The organism is Pedobacter sp. 01T416_2, assembly GCF_056398925.1.
Genome location: NZ_JBFTQI010001181.1, coordinates 1 through 1,149 on the forward strand (window position 1 = coordinate 1; position 1,149 = coordinate 1,149).

1 protein-coding gene is annotated in these 1,149 nt (G+C 39.5%); it reads left to right on the forward strand.

The genetic code is table 11. The features are described 5' to 3' along the window. Positions 1-397: 397 nt before the first annotated feature. Entirely contained in the window at positions 398-1,093 is a 696-nt protein-coding gene (tsaB, locus tag AC1DPQ_RS28385; RefSeq protein WP_477611662.1) for a tRNA (adenosine(37)-N6)-threonylcarbamoyltransferase complex dimerization subunit type 1 TsaB, read from the forward strand. Positions 1,094-1,149: the final 56 nt, after the last annotated feature.

Sequence of the window (1,149 nt, forward strand, 5' to 3'; positions counted from 1 at the left end):
ATGCAGCTGAAAACTATAATACAAAATGAATAAATTTTCAGCCGGCATTTTTTGTTTTTTCATAGGCCTTTATGTTTTCAACGGCATTCAAGCTAGCTATGCTGGTCTTTTTGATGCCAAAAAGAAAGAGCCCTTCGGCGGCGGCGAGCCGAGGCAAGCCCCTGGTGTATGGAAAAGAAGCAATTGTACGTCAATCATATTGATTTTTATAAGATAAATTACCCCTCAGGATGATACGCCACGAGGGATAATTGCCCCAGTAATTTATTAAATCGGTTATTGACTCCAAACGCCAAACTGGTTAAACGGTTAATTGTTTAAATCGGTTAATTGACTCCAAACGCCAAACTCTCAACTCCAAACTTATCTTCTCTTTCATTTTACTTATCTTTGCGCAATGGCTAAAATACTTCAAATAGAAACGGCTACTGCAATTTGTTCTGTAGCGCTATCTATCAACGGCGAAACTATTTCATTTAAAGAAGAAAAAGGACAAAACCTGCATGCTGCTAATTTAACCCTGTTTATTGATGAGGTGCTTAAAACGGCAGGCGTAAGTTATCAGGCATTGGATGCTGTTGCGGTAAGTAAAGGCCCAGGGTCTTACACAGGGCTTCGCATTGGTGTTTCTACGGCAAAAGGACTCTGTTATGCACTAGATAAGCCATTAATCGCCATTGAAACGCTAGAGATGATGGCTGCAGGTTTCTTAACGGAAAATCCTGATTATTTTGGTTTAATCTGTCCAATGATCGATGCCCGTAGAATGGAAGTGTATACCTCAATTTTCGACCGTTCTCTAAACGTAATCACGCCAACTGAAGCAAAAATTATTGATGAAACAAGTTTTACTGATTATCTCACACAGCAAACCGTTACTTTTTTAGGTGATGGGGCGGCCAAGTGTGCTGAAATTTTGACGCACCAAAATGCAAAGTTTGATGAGGCCAATTTCAATGCTGCAACATACATGTCGCGGTTAGCTAACAAAGCTTTCAGCAACAGTAACTTTGAAGATGTAGCCTATTTCGAACCTTTTTACCTGAAAGATTTTGTCGTTACGCAATCTAAAAAACAACAAGCACAGGGCTAAGTCGGTTATCTTCTTTTAAAGATCGAAAACAAACTTTTAAAGAAACTCCCGCCTTC